The 17,958-nt window shown below is 38.4% G+C and carries 16 protein-coding genes and 2 pseudogenes; 13 read left to right on the top strand and 5 right to left on the bottom strand.

Annotated features, from left to right (window positions below; translation table 11 throughout):
- The first annotated feature begins 189 nt into the window (after positions 1–189).
- The 3 genes from rpmB to AC6ER9_RS03605 all read left to right on the top strand — a co-directional run bounded on the left by rpmB (position 190) and on the right by AC6ER9_RS03605 (position 2,546).
- Positions 190–507 carry a 50S ribosomal protein L28 gene (gene rpmB / locus AC6ER9_RS03615; RefSeq protein WP_497075025.1) on the top strand — a complete coding sequence of 106 codons (318 nt, stop codon included), beginning with the start codon at positions 190–192 and terminating at the stop codon, positions 505–507.
- Between the two features lie 125 nt (positions 508–632).
- On the top strand, positions 633–1,316 hold the full coding sequence (locus AC6ER9_RS03610; protein WP_497075024.1) for a queuosine precursor transporter: 684 nt from the start codon (positions 633–635) through the stop codon (positions 1,314–1,316).
- Between the two features lie 1,107 nt (positions 1,317–2,423).
- The gene (locus AC6ER9_RS03605; protein ID WP_497075023.1) at positions 2,424–2,546 is read left to right on the top strand and encodes a HaeIII family restriction endonuclease; all 123 of its coding nucleotides are present in this window, start codon (positions 2,424–2,426) and stop codon (positions 2,544–2,546) included.
- Positions 2,547–3,050: 504 nt separating this feature from the next.
- On the opposite strand, the gene cobT is transcribed toward AC6ER9_RS03605, so the two are convergent.
- From cobT to AC6ER9_RS03590, 3 genes are all read right to left on the bottom strand, one after another.
- Complete coding sequence (cobT, locus tag AC6ER9_RS03600; RefSeq protein ID WP_497075022.1) at positions 3,051–4,949, bottom strand: cobaltochelatase subunit CobT; 1,899 nt, start codon at positions 4,947–4,949, stop codon at positions 3,051–3,053.
- Between the two features lie 15 nt (positions 4,950–4,964).
- A complete protein-coding gene (cobS, locus tag AC6ER9_RS03595; RefSeq protein ID WP_497075021.1) occupies positions 4,965–5,945 on the bottom strand; it encodes a cobaltochelatase subunit CobS in 981 nt (326 codons plus the stop codon).
- Positions 5,946–6,144: 199 nt separating this feature from the next.
- Positions 6,145–6,762: a J domain-containing protein gene (locus AC6ER9_RS03590; protein ID WP_497075020.1), complete on the bottom strand. Its 618-nt coding sequence runs from the start codon at positions 6,760–6,762 to the stop codon at positions 6,145–6,147.
- A gap of 125 nt (positions 6,763–6,887) precedes the next feature.
- Between AC6ER9_RS03590 and AC6ER9_RS03585 the strand changes: the two genes are divergently transcribed.
- A complete protein-coding gene (locus AC6ER9_RS03585) occupies positions 6,888–7,160 on the top strand; it encodes a BolA family protein (protein WP_497075019.1) in 273 nt (90 codons plus the stop codon).
- A gap of 527 nt (positions 7,161–7,687) precedes the next feature.
- Here the strand turns inward: AC6ER9_RS03585 and AC6ER9_RS03580 are convergent.
- On the bottom strand, positions 7,688–8,656 hold the full coding sequence (locus AC6ER9_RS03580) for a tyrosine recombinase XerC (protein ID WP_497075265.1): 969 nt from the start codon (positions 8,654–8,656) through the stop codon (positions 7,688–7,690).
- A gap of 3 nt (positions 8,657–8,659) precedes the next feature.
- Positions 8,660–9,481, bottom strand: a complete 822-nt coding sequence (locus tag AC6ER9_RS03575; protein ID WP_497075018.1) for a SapC family protein — start codon at positions 9,479–9,481, stop codon at positions 8,660–8,662.
- A 133-nt stretch (positions 9,482–9,614) separates the two neighbouring features.
- On the opposite strand from AC6ER9_RS03575, the gene rimM reads away from it, so the two are divergent.
- The 9 genes and pseudogenes from rimM to AC6ER9_RS03530 all read left to right on the top strand — a co-directional run.
- Positions 9,615–10,157, top strand: a complete 543-nt coding sequence (rimM, locus tag AC6ER9_RS03570) for a ribosome maturation factor RimM (RefSeq protein ID WP_497075017.1) — start codon at positions 9,615–9,617, stop codon at positions 10,155–10,157.
- 339 nt (positions 10,158–10,496) lie between these two features.
- A complete protein-coding gene (gene trmD, locus AC6ER9_RS03565) occupies positions 10,497–11,195 on the top strand; it encodes a tRNA (guanosine(37)-N1)-methyltransferase TrmD (protein WP_497075016.1) in 699 nt (232 codons plus the stop codon).
- Positions 11,196–11,405: 210 nt separating this feature from the next.
- Positions 11,406–11,846, top strand: coding sequence for a 50S ribosomal protein L19 (gene rplS / locus AC6ER9_RS03560; protein ID WP_497075015.1), 441 nt, complete (start codon positions 11,406–11,408; stop codon positions 11,844–11,846).
- A 491-nt stretch (positions 11,847–12,337) separates the two neighbouring features.
- Positions 12,338–12,739 (top strand): succinate dehydrogenase, cytochrome b556 subunit, encoded by a 402-nt coding sequence (sdhC, locus tag AC6ER9_RS03555; protein WP_497075014.1) that lies wholly within the window; start codon positions 12,338–12,340, stop codon positions 12,737–12,739.
- A gap of 18 nt (positions 12,740–12,757) precedes the next feature.
- Entirely contained in the window at positions 12,758–13,144 is a 387-nt protein-coding gene (gene sdhD / locus AC6ER9_RS03550; RefSeq protein WP_497075013.1) for a succinate dehydrogenase, hydrophobic membrane anchor protein, read from the top strand.
- A 6-nt stretch (positions 13,145–13,150) separates the two neighbouring features.
- Positions 13,151–14,995 (top strand): succinate dehydrogenase flavoprotein subunit, encoded by a 1,845-nt coding sequence (gene sdhA, locus AC6ER9_RS03545; RefSeq protein ID WP_497075012.1) that lies wholly within the window; start codon positions 13,151–13,153, stop codon positions 14,993–14,995.
- Between the two features lie 14 nt (positions 14,996–15,009).
- The gene (locus AC6ER9_RS03540) at positions 15,010–15,789 is read left to right on the top strand and encodes a succinate dehydrogenase iron-sulfur subunit (protein WP_497075011.1); all 780 of its coding nucleotides are present in this window, start codon (positions 15,010–15,012) and stop codon (positions 15,787–15,789) included.
- A 62-nt stretch (positions 15,790–15,851) separates the two neighbouring features.
- Positions 15,852–16,147 (top strand): annotated as a pseudogene (locus tag AC6ER9_RS03535) (4Fe-4S dicluster domain-containing protein); the annotation flags it as partial.
- Positions 16,148–16,971: 824 nt separating this feature from the next.
- Positions 16,972–17,514, top strand: a pseudogene (locus tag AC6ER9_RS03530) (integrase); the annotation flags it as partial.
- Positions 17,515–17,958 lie beyond the last annotated feature (444 nt).

Genomic DNA, 17,958 nt, shown 5'->3' with positions numbered 1-17,958 from the left:
ATGCAGGCTTAAGTCAGCAAGAAGATAAAAAAGGTTTTATAAAAGACTTGACCTTTTGTTATCGACTCTCTATTAACAGGAAACTTCCCAATGATATCCATTTGAGGTTGCATTGTGCATGCTTTGCATTCATTGTCTTCTTTGGGTATAAGGGATGTGAAAGTTTCTTAGAGTTTAAAGGTGAAGTTTATGTCTCGTGCATGTGAATTGACAGGGAAAGCGGTTCTGTATGGCAATAATGTTAGCCATGCGAATAATAAGACTCGACGTCGTTTTTTACCAAATCTTTGCAATGTGACATTGATTTCAGAAGTGTTACAACAAAGTTATCGCTTACGCATTTCCGCAAGTGCATTGCGTTCTGTTGAGCACCGTGGTGGTCTTGATGGTTTTTTGGTCAAAGCAGACGATAAAGAATTGTCACAACGTGCACGTTTGCTAAAACGCCAAATCGTTAAGAAAAAAGCTGAGCAAGAAAGTGAGCAAAAGGCTGAACAAGCAGCGTGATTTTTAAGGGCATTATCCTTGGTGGATTAATGCTTTAATCACGGTTCTTCATCCTAGAAGCTTATTGTTCTCTCATCTTTGATCGCTCTATTATTTTATTGGTTCCATACCCCAGGTTAAAAAAAATGTCTTCAAGCGGTCTTTTATTAGAACGGCAAAAGAGAAAATATATTATTTTTTCTATTTTAGCCATGTGTCTTGCGGTCACAGCTTCCAACATTTTGGTTCAGTATCCCGTCTATTGGTTTGGTTTGAATGAACTTTTGACCTATGGAGCTTTTACCTATCCATTTGCCTTTCTCATTAATGATTTGACCAATCGTTTTTATGGTCCATCTTCTGCGCGGCGTGTCGTTTATGCTGGGTTTTTTGCCGGTGTTTTGGTTTCTTGGATATTGGCAACACCGCGGCTTGCACTTGCTTCTAGTTTAGCATTTTTGTTCGGTCAACTTCTTGATATTGTTGTTTTTACGCCTTTGCGACGGAAAACATGGTGGAAAGCACCTTTAGCAGCAGCGTTGGTAGGTTCAGCATTAGATACGGTGCTGTTTTTTTCTCTTGCTTTTTCGAGTTCTTTTGCCATTCTTGATAAGCTAACGGGGTATGCTGATAGTTCATTAGTAGAAAGTACTGTTGTGGCGGGGTTAGGGATCCCAATTTGGTTCTCGCTTGCTTTTGGTGATTTTTCCGTAAAAATTATTATGAGTTTGTTGATGTTAATTCCTTATGGAACAATTCTTAACATTGTAAAACTTCCTCTTTATTACAGTCATTCAAAGGGTGATTCCTCTGTTATTTGTAACAAATAATCATCTTTGTCTTTTTGTTTTCCTGAAACTCTAACCGTAGTATTATCATGCGATAGCGCGTTGATTTAGATAGTTTATCGCTTGAAGGCTTAAGGGAGAGCTCCGCAATCCTTTTTCCATTTCAATATTCTTTTGTGATGGTGAAATAAAGTTATTTATTTTTCTTTCATAAAAACGGGATGGGGATAAAAATCGTTTGCGAAGGAACAAAAGGCTTTTTAGGAATGATTCAATGGTAGAAAATTGGGGAAGAAAATTTGTAACGGATTTTTTTAATTCATAGATTTATAATGTTGTTATTTTAGTGAAAAAGCAAAATATCATAAAAATATTACGCATTTTAAAAAGCTCTGATCTATGCTTAAGCAAAATCATTTGGCTGCTCTTCTATAAAAGGAATGGACATGAGGGGGGCTGTCTGAGAGATTTTTTATAAAGTGCTTGGATGCAATAAAAGCGCAATATTTGCTGCTGGAAGTATATTCATTTATTTTGACATATTGGGAGCTTGAGGATTAAGATCCTACTGTTAGCTTGTTGCTTGTAAAGGATTGATGTTACACCATAATTTATGAGTCCTGTTGTGAAATGATTTTTAGGATTTAAAAAAGTTTCTTTATATCGTTCATAGGATGCTTCTTCTTTTGTATATAATAAATACAGTTTGTATTTTTTATTCTACTGAAGGCGAAAGCCTATGCATTATATTTCTCTATTAGAACAGTATTTTAGAGCCGTGTTTAAGGGAGAGAATTGTTGATTATTGAGCAGAGCTTAGAGAGAATAAGATATTCTTTAGACATATAAAGGATAAAGCAAGGAGAATTTATCTTTCAAGACTAGAAGCTTTTTCTAAAAAACTTTAAAGGCTTTGGTGAGATTATCAAGATAGATTTGTTAAGCTATTGTTTCAGTATATTATAGGTTCTTATGATTTTTATAAGATTATGATAGATAAAAGATCGAGACAAAAACGGGTAATTATTCAGTCTTTTGGTGTGAATGATCCTCTAGGATATGGTCGTAAATTAAGAATTCCAAGTAAAATTTTATCCGTTGCAATAAAACCAGAAAATAAAAAAACTCATTATAATTTTTTGAAGATGGATGGAGCACATTTCTTTTAGAGTTCATAATGCCTCTAGTAAAGTGGAAGCTTCCTTAAAATTTGATATCCAATTTGTGCGATTATCTTCTCAAGTTGTTAGCCATAAAATTCCGATGGTTTAATGATAGGGGGCATTTTTTAATGTTGCTGATCGATGGGGTCACGTCCTTCACGTAATACAAAACGCTGCAGGCAGAATATACTTAGATTATTAATATACGGGGACTATTAATTTATGGGCTTGTTTTAAAGAGATATCTTTCAAAGAGCTCCCAAGCTCATTTCGCGGTGGCGGCTCGTGAATGGTATAACGATAAAACGTTTATGAAGAAGCACACCGGACACTATCACACAACTTTGCTCGTTCCTCAATATTGCAGACCAGCTCTTGGCATTTGAGATGGTTCAAAAGAGGTATGTTTTTCTTGTACAGCTTTTATCTGCACGCTAATCGGGCTTGTAAAGCGCAAGAGATATGATTTTGTTTGATTGATTCAATATAGAGAGATTTGAAATGAGAGAATCGTACGGTATTTAGGGTTCTCATGCAAATTGGATAACGCTAGATATATCATTATAAATCAATGTATTGCTGTATTGGCTGTGTTGCTGATTGAAGGTGTGTTTTATTTTTTATAAAGTTTAGGTATTTTATCACTAAAAAGTGTTTCTAGTTGTTTTGTTATAGCGTTTGCAAGCTCTTCGGCATTCATAATTGTTACAGCACGTTGATAATAACGGGTGACATCATGACCAATTCCAATGGCAATGAGTTCAATGGGGGAATGTGTTTGAATTTCTTGAATCACTGCGCGTAAATGTTTTTCTAGATAATTGCTGGTGTTGACTGAGAGTGTTGAGTCGTCAACAGGGGCGCCATCAGAAATCACCATGAGAATGCGGCGTTGTTCACGTCGTGATAAAAGGCGTTGATGTGCCCAAATTAAAGCTTCTCCATCGATATTTTCTTTTAATAAGCCTTCTTGCATCATCAAACCTAGATTGCGGCGTGCGCGACGCCATGGGGTATCGGCACTTTTATAGATGATATGACACAAATCATTCAGGCGTCCAGGATGAGGAGGCTTATGTTGCTCGAGCCATTTTTCACGTGATTTACCCCCTTTCCAAGTTTTGGTGGTAAAACCTAAAATTTCAACTTTGACACCACAACGCTCAAGCGTTTGTGTCAAAATATCGGCACAACTTGCGGCAACGCTAATGGGGCGTCCACGCATTGAACCAGAATTATCAATGAGGAGTGAAACAACAGTATCTCGAAATTGAGTGTTGCTTTCCATTTTAAAAGAAAGGGGTTGCATGGGATCAATAATCAGGCGTGGAAGCCTTGCTGTATCGAGATATCCTTCTTCAAGGTCAAAGTGCCAGTTGCGATTTTGTTGTGCCATAAGGCGGCGTTGAAGACGGTTGGCTAAACGTCCAACAATGTTTTGAAGATGATTAATTTGCTTATCAAGATAACGGCGCAAGTGATCTAATTCATTTTCAGAACAAAAATCAGTTGCTTCCAAAATCTGATCAAATTGACGGGTGAATATTTTATAATTGCCAAGTCTTTCCATTTGTTCTGAATCGGAAAAAAGACGTTTTGGTTTGCTTGGCTTTTCTTGCCAAGGGTCATTTTTTTGCTCGCCGTCAGCTTGATCATGGTCGTTTGTTTGTGTTGCTTGTGTTTTTCCTTCGTCTTGTACATCACTTTCTTGTTCAGTATTGGTTTGTTCTTCACTTTGAGCGTGTTTTTTATTTTTATTTTCTTCTTCTGTTTGATCGTACGGTTCAGATTCGTTTTTTAATTTTTTATTGTTTTCACTGTCAGAAGTTTCATCTTGTTGCACGGTCATTTTAAGGGTAGCAAGCATTTGGCGAACTATTTGTGCAAAAGCTTGTTGGTTGTAAATATGGTGCGTGAGTTCATTGAGCTGTGTTGCGGCTTTTTGTTCGAGTTCTTGACGCCACAATTCTAAGACGGGACCTGCTTCTTTTGGGGCTGTGCGCTTTGTTATTTTTTCACGCAATAAAAGGGCAATCGCTTCTTGGATTGGGGCTTCATTTTGATTGCTGATCTTTTCATAATGAGCTCTTTTGTATTTATCAGCGAGCATGACATCAAGGTTTTTTGCAAGTCCCTCCATGGCTAAAGACCCGATTGCTTCAACACGTGTTTGTTCAAGGGCATCAAAGATAGCGCGTGCTTCTGATTCTATTGGAGAAAATTGCATGTGAATGCGGTTATCATGCCATGCTTTACGCAGAGCCATGGAATCACCTAATCCACGGGTAATGGTGATATCTTTATGCGTGGCGTGTTGTGGTAATTCTGGTAAACGTGCACAATTTTCGCTCAAAGATGGCCTGTTGAAACTAAAGGAAACTTCTAGGTGAGATGTACCAGCAATTGCACGCATACAAGTAGAAAGCGCTTTCTTAAAAGTTTCATTATCAAGCGTATTGGGGGAAAGATTTTTTGTTTGGTTTTTGCTGTTATCGTCAGAGGCGATAGCCATAATCGACATATTCCTTTAAGACAAGACATCCTGCATGAGTGATTCGGGAAGCTCTTGTCCAAAAGCGCGTTGATAAAATTCTGCGACAGTGGCACGTTCGAGTTCATCACATTTATTGAGAAAGGTTAATCGAAAAGCAAAGCCGATATCTTGAAAAATTGTGATATTTTCTGCCCAAGTAATGACAGTTCGCGGGCTCATGACTGTTGAAAGATCTCCATTGATAAAAGCTTGGCGGACCATATCAGCAACATGAACCATTTGTGAAATCGTCTTTTTTCCCTCAGCTGTTTGAAAGAATTTGACCTTTGAACAAACGATATCAACCTCTTTATCATGGGGTAAATAATTAAGTATTGTTACAATAGACCAGCGGTCCATTTGGGCTTGATTGATTTGTTGGGTACCATGATAGAGCCCTGTTGTATCGCCAAGACCAATGGTATTGGCTGTTGCAAAAAGACGAAAGGCGGGATGAGGAGAGATCACGCGGCTTTGATCAAGTAAGCTGAGTTTGCCAGAGGTTTCAAGAATACGTTGGATGACAAACATAACATCAGGACGCCCCGCATCATATTCGTCGAAAACAAGAGCAATATTATTTTGATAAGCCCATGGCAAAATGCCCTCTTTAAATTCAGTAATTTGTAAGCCATCTTTTAAAACGATTGCATCTTTTCCTACAAGATCGATACGGCTTACATGGCTGTCGAGATTAATGCGAAGACAAGGCCAGTTGAGGCGGGCAGCAACTTGTTCAATATGCGTTGATTTGCCTGTACCATGATAACCGGAAACCATGACACGACGGTTAAATTTAAAACCTGCAAGAATCGCTAAAGTTGTTTGCGGATCAAAAAGATAATCGGGATCAATATCAGGAACATGAGGGCTTTTGGTGCTAAAAGCAGGGACTTTTATATCTGTTTCAATATGAAACAGATCACGCGCGCAAAGTGTAATATCGGGCAAATTTTCAAGGTTAAGATTTGTCATTGTGCTTCTGGCAGGGAAAGGAATTTATTTCATGAGAAAACGATACAAGAGTTGGAGCATTTATGCAATGCTCTATAATGCGAGCCTTAGAGATGAGGGAAGATCTTTTTTCACGTAATTTACAACGTTTGCGAAAAAAACAATGTTTTATGTAAAGAGTGATGGTCGCAATGAAAATGGGTTCACATCAGCCCGTGTTTTAGCACAGACCAGATTTTTTGAGCAAATTATAAGCATGCAAAACATCGCGAAAGCGCTCTTCTGAAGCACGATTCCCACCATTGGAATCTGGATGGTGCTTTTTTACCAACTCTTTATATTTCATTTTGATATCTTCTGCTGAAGCATTTGCTTTTAGTCCTAGTGTATCAAAAGCTTTGGCTTCTAAGGGCTTTAATTTTCGCGAGAAATTATTGCTATGCCGTCCGTTCAAAAGCGTGAAGGGATCGCGCATACGATTTTGATAGGCTGCTGTCCCAGAGCGAATTTTTGCATAATTGGCAGCGGTTTTTTTCGATGTACCATTGCTAAGATCTGTAGGCCATGTTGGGCGATGTCCTGTAAGAGCATCCTTTTGGAACTTTGCGATATCTTGATTGCTAAGACCTGAGAAGTAATTAAAATTTTTATTATAAGCACGAACGTGCTCAATACAAAAATGGAGATATTGTCCTTCGTGATTTCGACCTGCTGGTGCTTTATGGGTTCCTGCCTTTTCACAACCTTCCCACTGACACTGTTGCACTTCTGGCTCAGTCTGTTGCTTTTTATTTGAGCTTATGCGAATTGAATCGAATAATTTAGATGTTATGGTCATACTCTATGGTTTATGCAAAATTGATTAATTTTACAAGAATTGACTTTTGAAAAATTTACTTTCACACTTAAATATGGTTACGAAAAGGTGTATCCCAGCACGTTCATTTTGTTAAGGAACGAAAAATGTCTATAGAAACGATAATCAATAGAAAGCTTCAGGATGCTTTTCATCCGCAGAGACTTGAAGTGATTAACGAGAGTCATCTTCATGAGGGACATCCTCATAATGAGCATGCTTTTGATGGTAAAGGAGAAACACATTTTCGCGTGAAAATTTTATCTTCTTCTTTTTCCAATATGACACGCATAGAAATACATCGAGCCATTTATCAAGTTTTGCAAGAAGAGTTAGCGACCTGTGTTCATGCTTTAGCACTTGAAGTTGAAAGGATTTAATTTTTCTCTTAAAAAGAATTTTTTAAAAGAAATACTTCTCAATGCTTGTCACACCCATTTCGCGATAACTTCCCATGAATGTGGATGGTATAATAGTGAGCTTTCATGAAATGTATAAAATCTATTGATGTTGGGCATCCCCATCTTTACGCCTTAGAAAAGAGCAAGTAAGCGCGATAACACACTTTTTAAGCTCACCGCTATTGTGCGATTCTTAGCACTTAAGATGTTTCATAAAAAGCATGCCTTTTTTGTTCAGTTTTTACACCACGCTAGCTTACGCTTGTGATGTGTAACAAAGCTTTTGATTGTTTGACTATACACAGAGTTGAAATGAGAAAATATTACGATATTCAAGTTGAAGAATGCTACATTATCATTATAAATCAAATATTTGTATTTTTTCAGATTATCATTGCATATAGAAATAGAGCGAGTGATTGATAAAATTTCACAAGAAGAGCTCGCAACTTGTATTCGTGTTTTGGTTTTTGAAATTGAAAAAATTAATTTTTGATGAGGTCTTTTTAAGAACGCGGATGGGCTTTTTGGTAAATTTTCAACAGATGGTCTGTATCGACATGGGTATAGGTTTGTGTGGTAGAAAGACTCGCGTGCCCAAGAAGTTCTTGAATCGTTCGCAGATCTCCCCCTCGTGATAAAAGATGGGTAGCAAAAGAATGGCGCAGTGTATGGGGGGTGGCTGTTTCTGGTAAACCAAGACTTGCACGTAAATTACGTACAGCTTTCTGAATAATGGCAGGTTGTAGCGGTCCCCCTCGCGCACCGCGAAATATAGGTTGGTTATCTTTCAAAGGATAGGGACAACATTTGAGATAATTTTGTACAGCTTCGTAAACAATTTTGATGAGAGGAACAAGGCGTGTTTTGCCTCCTTTTCCTGTTATGAATAAACTTGTTTTCCTAGGATCAGAAAATTGCTCTGGTGTAAGGCTTAAGGCTTCTGATATGCGCATTCCACAGCCATAGAGAAGCATGAGGACAGCAGTATTACGCGCGGTAATCCAAGGTTCAGTTTCCAGCTGATTTTCTTGTTTAACGATGTTGAGTGCTGAATTTATGGCTAAAGGTTTTGGAAGCAATTTTGAATGTTTGGGACTTCGAATAAGTTGAGCAGCGGGAATATTGACGATTCCTTCGCGCGATAGATATTTGAAAAAAGAACGGATGCCTGCTATCCCACGGCTTAAAGAGCGAGCACTAACATTGTTGGTCCGTCGAAATGCAAGATAAGCCCGTAAATCGCTGACGTGTAATTGAGAAAGATCGGTGAGAGTTGGTGCATGACCTAAATGTTGACAGAGAAAAGATAAAAATTGCCGCGTATCACGTTCATAGGCTTGCGCTGTTTGTGCGGACATACGACGTGTTTTCACGAGACACTCTAACCAGCTTTTCCTTGCGGTTAAAACCGCATGATCGGCTGGAATGAGAGGGTTATTTTCATCTTTTCTCTTGTCGTTTTTAATGGGCATCATCTAGTTGAGGGTTTCTTTCTTTTTAGATTTTTCATCATCAGCACGCCCATTTTTGTTTTCCGGTTTCTCTTCATGGCTGATAAGTTGTTTTTCTCCTTTGAGAGAGAGGATTTTTAAAAGATTATGCGTTGACATTAAGTGCGCAAAAATTAGTCCTAAAAAGCCATTTTTATGAAGTTTGGCAAGCTGGCTTGCTGATAATTTATTTAATTTTTCTTCGTCAACAACCCAAAAATTTTCCAATTGTGCTGAGAGACCTTTATCATTTTTCACATTGATTGATTTTTGGCTGAGAAGGTCCATTTCCTCAAGAGTATCAATAAATTCAGAGGTTTTCTCCATAGCGATTTTAAAGCTTTCAAGAAAACGAATACGTTCTTCCATAAAAGGAGAAATAGAGCCATCGGAATTAAAAAGCTCTGTTCCTGCGACTTCATTAAACATCCCAGATTTTTGGTCAAAGCAAACAGAAAGCTCTTTTTCATTGCTAATTTGAGCCAAAACAAAAGGATAACGACGAACAAAAGCTGGAATATAAGTATTGGTTTTCCAACTTTTATCAGAGGCAATATAGTCGTTTTCGTCGTTAGAAAGACCAACAAGAGCAGCCGATGTATAGTGCCGTTTTTTTTGTTCATCTTCAGCGCACATAAACAAAATAGGATAGTCTAGTGCTGCTTGAAAATATTCAGTACTTGCTAAAGGAACCCAGTGCGTATTTTGGGCAAAAGACATATCACTTGGCGGTGCAAATTTTAAATTTTTATGGGAAACTTTGTTGATTGGGGTGATATCTTTGTAAAATAGCATAATATTTGCCATAAGACTTTCTCCTTATATTAATTTGTTTTTGTTACCAAGAAAGCTCTTTTGAGAAGATTGTCTCAATATGGCAACAAGATTAAATAGAAATTATTAAGATTGAGGGTTCACTTTTGAGAGATAATGTTTTTGGATGAAATATAATAAAGAAAAGCTTAAAAATAAAGTCTATCTTGCCATTATTGGTATGCCTCATGGTATAAAAGGAGATGTTTTTGTTAAAATTTTAGGTGCTGAGCCACAGCGTTTTAAATTTTATGGGACTCTTTATGATGATATGGGGCGTTCTTATGAAATTGTAACTCTTCGTATACAAAAAAATAAGGCAATTGTACGTTTTAAAGGGGTCGATAATCGGAATGTTGCTGAATCTTTAAAAGGGATTCGTCTTTATGTGAGGCGTGATCAATTGATTGATGATTTGGGTGAGGATGAATTTTATCAAGTCGATTTAATAGGGTTGCGCGTTCAAGACTGTGGAGGCACAATCTTAGGTGAAGTGTGTGCTTTTTTTAATTTCGGAGCTGGTGATTTGCTTGAAATACGTTTGAATATGGGAAAAAAGGTGCTTATTCCCTTTAGTAAGGCAGCGGTACCAGAAATTTGTATGGATTCTGGCTTTCTTGTTGTTGATCCCCGAGCTGCTGGTCTTAGCAATGGGGGAGAAAGTGAATAAATATAAATCAAGGAAATAGCTTAAACATCAAAAAATAAAGGTGAAAGTAAAAAAATAACCGGTGAATTTCGTCAATAAAAAGTGGAAGGTATGAAAATATTAAGAAGACACTTTTGAGTAGATATTATAGCATTTTATCTCGAAATATTCCTGAATTTTTAGGATCTTTTTCAAAGTGCCAGTTAAGAGAAGGATTGTGTTGAATATGACACAGATAAAAGAAGATTCTAATTAACGCTATGGCGTTACATTGATTTAATTTGTGCCATTTTGACTTAAAAAAGTTTGTTGAATAATTAACAAGAGTTTGTTGAATAAAATGAGGATGAGAAAATAAAAATGAAATTTCAGGTGCGCGTTTTAACTCTTTATCCTGAAATGTTTCCAGGTTTTTTAGGGTATTCTTTAGCAGGGCAAGCTTTAAAACGCGGGATTTGGTCACTGGAGACAGTGCAGATTAGGGATTTTGCTTTGGATAAACATCATAGCGTTGATGATACACCCGCTGGTGGGGGTGCTGGTATGGTGATGCGGGCGGATGTGTTGGCAGCTGCACTTGATCATTGTCCACAGGATTCACCAAAATTGTTGATGAGTCCACGTGGGCGGCCTTTTGACCAAGCTTATGCACGCTGCTTGGCCTATGATTCGGGCATTACCTTGGTTTGTGGACGTTTTGAAGGGGTTGATGAGCGAGTCATAGAGGCACGAGAGTTAGAAGAAGTCTCTATTGGTGATTATATTCTTTCAGGGGGTGAAACAGCTGCATTGGTTATTTTAGATGCTATTATACGGCTTCTCCCTGGTGTGATGGGAAATAAAGCTTCTGCAAAGTGTGAAAGTTTTGAAAATGGTTTGCTGGAATATCCCCAATATACGCGCCCTTCTCTTTTCGAAGGACGAGAGATTCCCCCTGTCTTGCTCTCAGGTCATCACAAAGAGATCGCAGATTGGCGGCAAAGCCAAGCTGAACTGTTAACACGGCAACGTCGTCCTGATCTTTATGCGCGTTATGATAAAAATCGTCAGAAAACTTGATTCATAGGATAAGGTAGTGTATTGCATAGCTCTCTTTTTTAAAGAGTTTTTTATAAAAGGTTTTCTGTAGTTCCAGAATTAAAATGAAGGAATGGTGTATTCGCTCCTGTGTAAGGCATAACCTAAAGAGTTTCTTTTCTTAATACAAGGCTTTTTGGGTAAGAGTTGAGCGCTCTGACTGTTCGATAAAGAACATGAAGGATAAAAGAAATGAATATTATCGCACAGCTTGAAGCTGAACAATGTGCAAAAATTGAAGAAAAGCGCCAATTTCCAGCCTTTCAACCAGGCGATACGGTTCGTGTCATGGTGCGCGTGACAGAAGGAACGCGGACACGTGTTCAGGCTTATGAAGGGGTTTGTATTGCACGTTCAGGCGGTGGGTTGAATGAGACCTTTACAGTCCGCAAGATTTCTTATGGTGAAGGGGTAGAGCGGGTATTTCCTGTTTATTCTCCTTTGATTGAAGCTGTTGAGCTGGTACGTCGTGGTAAAGTGCGTCGAGCAAAGCTCTATTATCTTCGTGGTTTGAGAGGTAAAGCTGCACGTATTGCTGAAAAGAGAGATTATCGAAAAAAAGCTGAAAAAGTTGTTGAGAAGGTGGAAAGAACTCCTGTAAGCGCAGATGTTGAAACGCAAGTTGCCGAGTAAAAAATTATATCGGTTGGATTTTATGAAAAAGCGGCTTTTATGCCGCTTATTTGTGTTTTTTTATGATTCGTTTTATCATTTGAAAGGTTTATAAAAGGCTTGGAGAGGTATAAAAATGTTTAATCTATCCAAATTTTGTCTTTTTTTTATTCTTACATAAGTGGGTGGAGTGCAGGATATCATTGCACATATTCGTGGAGACTCAAAAGTATTAAGTATAATCTGAAAAAATGTATGTTTATATTTGAGAAAAGATGTTAGACCTTTGACGTGAAGAGAAAAGTGTATTAGGCTAAGACAAGTTTTGCGGATTATATCCGTGGAGTAATCGGTTTTTTTATGCGTGACCTTTAATCCGTTATTTGAGACAACCGACCTGTAATATTGGTATCTTGGGATGCCAAATTAAGTAAAACGAGATAGTGTAGGTGGTCGTTTTGTGCCAACTTTCTCGTTCATTGTGGTTGAAAAAAACCAGGTCAGGATATTTTATGGCAGAGACAATTAGGATAAAAGAGCGCCCTCGTTCCCCACATGTAAGTATTTATCGTTGGACGATTACTATGGCCATGTCCATTGCGCATCGTGTCACGGGGGTGGGCCTTTATATTGGAATGGTCTTTCTTGCTGTTTGGTTAACTGCTATTGCATGTGGGGAAGAGACTTTCAGAATAGTCCACGGGATTTATGGTTCGTGGTTTGGGTTGTGTATCTTGTTTCTTTATACTTTAGCAGGTGTTCATCATATGGTTGGTGGAATTCGTCACATGGTTTGGGATATGATGCCTTGTCTTTTGGCAAAAGAAAAGGCAACAGTTATCGCTTGGGTGACGGTGTTTATTTCTCTTGTTGTTACTTTTGTAATTTGGATTATTGGATATAGCGTTGTTTAGCTGGGGGTGAAAAGAGATATGAAAGAAGATTTTCGAACGGAACTTGCAAAAGTACGAGGGCGTGGGAGTGCTCATGAAGGGACAGAGCATTTTTGGCTACAGCGTTTGACAGGGTTTATCAATCTGCCGCTTTTAATCTTTTTCATTGTTCTTATTCTTTCGCTTGTGGGCAAGGATTATGATGTAGTGCGTGCACGGCTTGCTCATCCTGCTATTGCTATTTTGATGGGATTGATGGCTCTTTCTGTCCTTTATCATATGAAGCTTGGTATGCAGGTCGTCATTGAAGATTATATTCCACGCGAAGGTTTACGGTTACTCTTTTTATCATTAAATATTTTATTTTGTTTTTTCATAGGTGGTGTCATTATTTTTGCTCTTTTGAAAATTGCATTAGGGGGTTAGACAAATATGGCGGGTACAAGATCATCTTTGGGTGCTAAAGCAGGTAACGCCCCTTATCGCACTGTAGATCATAAATTTGATGTTGTTGTTGTTGGGGCCGGTGGTGCAGGTTTGCGTGCAACATTGGGTATGGCAGAACAAGGATTAAAAACAGCTTGTATTACGAAGGTTTTTCCAACGCGTTCACATACAGTAGCAGCACAAGGTGGGATTGCTGCGTCGCTTTCGAATATGGGACCTGATAATTGGCAGTGGCATTTATATGATACTGTGAAAGGTTCTGATTGGTTGGGGGATACCGATGCAATGGAGTATTTGGTTCGTCATGCTCCTGCTGCTGTGTATGAATTGGAACATTATGGCGTTCCTTTTTCGCGAACACAAGAAGGAAAAATTTATCAACGTCCCTTTGGCGGACATACGACACAATTTGGTGAAGGACCACCTGTTCAACGGACTTGTGCAGCTGCTGATCGTACAGGCCATGCCATTTTGCATACGCTTTATGGACAAAGCTTAAAGCATAATGCGCAATTTTTTATTGAATATTTTGCACTTGATCTTATCATGACCGATGGAGTGTGTACCGGTGTGGTGGCGTGGAATCTCGATGATGGTACAATACATCGCTTCTCTGCTAAAATGGTTGTTTTAGCAACCGGTGGTTATGGACGTGCTTATTTTTCCGCGACATCAGCTCACACCTGTACGGGTGATGGTGGTGGAATGATCGCACGGGCTGGATTGCCCCTCCAAGATATGGAATTTGTGCAATTTCATCCCACTGGAATCTATGGTTCTGGCTGTCTTATTACAGAGGGAGCTCGGGGTGAGGGAGGCTATTTAATTAATTCTGAAGGTGAACGCTTTATGGAGCGCTATGCACCTTCTTTTAAGGATTTAGCTTCACGCGATTTGGTTTCGCGTTGTATTACACTTGAAATTCGTGAAGGGCGTGGTGTTGGACCAAAAAAGGATCATATTCATTTGGTTCTCAATCATATTGATCCTGCGATTTTGCATGAACGTTTACCGGGGATTTCAGAATCAGCGCGAATCTTTGCAGGGGTAGATGTGACAAAAGAGCCAATCCCCATCTTGCCAACGGTTCATTATAACATGGGTGGGATTCCGACCAACTATTACGGGGAAGTTCTCAATCCAACAGCTGATTCTCCTGATCGTATTCAACCAGGGCTGATGGCAGTGGGTGAAGCGGGATGTGCTTCTGTTCATGGTGCTAACCGCTTGGGATCAAATTCATTGATTGATCTTGTGGTGTTTGGGCGTGCTGCTGCCATTCGTGCGGGTGAAGTTATTGATCGGAATGCAGAAATTCCACCGTTGAACGAAGAAGCTGTTGACGAAATTATGGCGCGTTTTGATCGTTTACGTTTTGCACAAGGGGCAATCCCAACAGCGCTATTGCGTGAAAAAATGCAACGTACAATGCAAGAAGATGCGGCGGTCTTCCGTACAGAAGATTCTTTGCAACAGGGATGTCAACGGATGAATAAAATCTGGGGAGAATTGTCTGATCTAAAAGTCACAGATCGCTCTCTGATATGGAATTCTGATTTGGTGGAAACATTAGAGCTTCAAAATCTCATGGCGAATGCAATTATGACTGTTTATTCTGCAGAAGCACGTTTAGAAAGCCGCGGTGCTCATGCTCGTGAAGATTATCCAGAGCGTGATGATAAAAATTGGCGAAAACATACAATTTCACATTTGTCCAAAGAGGGTAAGGTGGCTTTGTCTTATCGACCTGTTCATGTGGATCCATTAACAGCTGAAGCTGATGGTGGAATCGATTTAAAGCGCATTGCACCTAAAAAACGGGTTTATTAAGGGGAGAATGAAATATGGTACAAATTAAGCTTCCCAAAAACTCTCAAGTCAAACAGGGAAAGGTTTGGCCTAAACCTGAAGGTGCGACAAAACTGACAGAATTTCACGTGTATCGTTGGTCGCCTGATGATGAGGAAAATCCTCATCTAGATACCTATTATGTGGATCGTTCTGCTTGTGGTCCGATGATTCTTGATGGGCTTTTGTTTATTAAAAACCATATTGATCCGACTTTGACGCTTCGTCGATCTTGCCGTGAAGGCATCTGTGGTTCTTGTGCGATGAATATTGATGGAAGCAATACATTGGCTTGTACCAAAGGGATGGATGATGTCAAACATCCCATTAAGGTCTATCCTTTACCCTCTATGCCGGTTGTGAAAGATTTGGTTCCTGATTTAAAGCGCTTTTATGCACAACATCGAGTCATTGAACCTTGGTTGCAGACAGTGTCTCCTGAACCTGCGAAAGAGTGGTTACAAAGTCACTACGATCGTCAAAAAATTGATGGTCTTTATGAATGTATTTTGTGTGCCTGTTGCCAAACGTCATGTCCCAGTTATTGGTGGAATGGTGATCGTTATTTGGGCCCCGCTGTTTTGCTTCAAGCTTATCGCTGGATTGCGGATTCACGTGATGAGATGTGTGGTGAACGTCTTGATAATTTAGAGGATCCTTTTCGCCTTTATCGTTGTCATACGATTATGAATTGTGCACAAACTTGTCCAAAGGGGTTAAATCCGGCGAAGGCGATTGCTGAGATTAAAAAACTCATGGTTGAACGCCGTCTTTAAAAGTTAATCGGTTCATGAGGCTAAAGTAGGAGGGTATGGGATTCTTTCTTATTCTTTTCCTCAAAATAGACAGTCTTCATGAATGTATTTTGTGTGCCTGTTGCCAAACATCATGTCCCAGTTATTGGGGGAATGGTGATCACACTTTGGGCTCCGCTGTTTTACTTCAAGCTTATCGCTGGATTGTGGATTCACGTGATGAGATGTGTGGTGAACGTCTTGATAATTTAGAGGATCCTTTTCGCCTTTATCGTTGTCATACTATCTATGAATTGTGCACAAACTTGTCCAAAGGGGTTAAATCCGGCGAAGGCGATTGCTGAGATTAAAAAAACTCATGGTTGAACGCCGTCTTTAAAAGTTAATCGGTTCATGAGGCTAAAGTAGGAGGGTATAGTCTTCTTTCTTATTCTTTTAGAAGCAATCCTTGCAGTGATTGAGATTAAGAAAATTTATGTTTGAGTATTATCTCCGAAAATCCACTGATTTATGAACAGTGAAGTGAAAGACAAGTTGCGCGTACTTTTTATACCCTTAGGGGTTTATCTCTAAAAAATTTATTGGTTTTCATAAGATGGTCAACACAATTATTATTGCCTTAAAACAGCATTAGTCTTGTAGGTAAAACAAGCACTTAAACAACATTCTGTGTAAAAACGGTATTTATGTGTTGTTTTCATTAAATTCGTATCAAAATTCTCATTTTAATGCATGATTCAATTGAACTTTTCTTATTAAATCTTACTCTCTCTCAAAGAGAGTACAAAAAATTTTGATATGAATATTATTATCCGTAGATTATTGAAATGCAATACAAAGGCGTGATTATTATGACAGTTCGTAATTTTATATGTTCTTTATTATGTAGATAATACATTGATTTATAATGATAAATAATAATTTTCAATTTGAATTATTGCTCTGAATATAGTATGTTTTTTCCATTCAAAATCCTTTCAGATTGAATCAATTAATATCACTTGCTTGCACATCAAAAGTGGAGCTGATGTGGGTAAAAACTGTACAAGAAAGGGCTAAAAATGGCTTTTCATAAACCGTCTTGCGTGCCAAAGTCTATTGCAACATTCTAGGGTTGGCAAAGTGTGTGATGGTGCCCAGCGTGCTTCTTCATAACCATAAAAATAACAGTATGTTAGAAATTTTATATTATTGCCATGGGGACTCCATCATTATACCCTTTACGGGCGTTGCCGCGAAATGGGCTTGGGGGCGTTAGGAAATGTTTCTTTAAAACAAGCCCGTGAATGTATAAACTAATGGTATTTTACTTTGCGTGATGAATGTGCCCCCATTAAAGAACATGAAAAATAAAAGCGTGAGGCAATACTTAATCTCCCTTATGTAAAAAGACATTGCTTTGGATATTTTTGAAAGTCGTAAAGCTGAATTAAAAGATGATAGTAAGGCTTGTGATTGGTTTTTTCTTTTACGTCTTTATATTCTTCTTAAATGAGTCTGTCTGCCCGTTTCAGAGATTACACCAACTAAAGATATGCAATACCCTTGCCTCCATTTGGCATACAAAAGCAGCAACAGCTGGTAGAGCTCTTATACGTTTTTCAATATGTGTCTCAAACATGCGGCTGTCTTAGGGTTGAATGTTGATTTATAAGTAATAGAAAAAGCACGCGCGTTTTTAGGCAAACAATTTCATAAAACACTAATAGACCAGAAATGAATTGGAGAGATGTTCCTGCCTTTTATTAAATACCTTGCCAAACAACACTCCTAACCCATCTGGCTTTACGTTTGCTTATTCTTACCCTTACAGGGGCCATACTTTTCCTTTGCGTCATATCGAAAACACTTTTGCAGTGACTAGGAATTTTTGATAACAGCATGACATATATTTAAAGGACATATTTTACTTTAAGATTTTGAGTATTAATCACATTAAAAAATTTATAGTTCTCAAAATTGGAGAACATAAAATCATCTTCTACTATCATGATAGATCATACAATTAAGGGGGGCATCGTTTAATAAGAGGGGGAGTTTGAAATTATTATAACGTCGTAGACTTTAATTTGTTAGAGAACCCATAAAAGGCTTTTGAGAAAATATAAAATTTGTAAGCTATTCTAAAAGTTTAGAAAACGATAGTCTACATTTTGGGAACATGTATTGTGAATGCAAAATAAGCGATGT

This window comes from Bartonella sp. SL317 (genome assembly GCF_059687655.1).
The sequence above is the reverse complement of the archived record's forward strand: the minus strand, read 5'-3'. Positions and strand labels throughout refer to the sequence as shown.